This is a genomic window from Pollutimonas rozaliensis, from assembly GCF_048751585.1.
Classification (GTDB): Bacteria; Pseudomonadota; Gammaproteobacteria; order Burkholderiales; family Burkholderiaceae_B.
Genome location: NZ_JAZHOB010000069.1, coordinates 1 through 279 on the forward strand (window position 1 = coordinate 1; position 279 = coordinate 279).

Below are 279 nucleotides of genomic sequence, written 5' to 3' on the forward strand. Positions count from 1 at the left end.
CTTGCCCGGCCAGCTCGATGATCGACTGGCCAGCGGGGGTGACACGCGTGAGATGCTTGCCACTGCGAGCAAAGATCTCCACGCCCAATTCGTCTTCCAGCAGGCGAATCTGCTTGGAAATACCTGGCTGAGAGGTAAACAGACTCTGGGCAGTTGCTGACACATTCAGGTTATGTCGATTGACTTCCCAGATATAGCGAAGTTGCTGTAGCTTCATATCCTCACCTAATGTTCGATGCTGGGAAACGTCCCAAAACGCCCCGCGCTGCTGCCACTGCG

The 279-nt window shown here is 55.2% G+C and carries 1 protein-coding gene; it reads right to left on the reverse strand.

Annotated features, from left to right (window positions below; all coding sequences use genetic code 11):
• The coding region (locus V0R37_RS22000) for a LysR family transcriptional regulator (RefSeq protein WP_420376542.1) at nucleotides 1–217 on the reverse strand (217 nt) is incomplete at its 3' end.
• Nucleotides 218–279 lie beyond the last annotated feature (62 nt).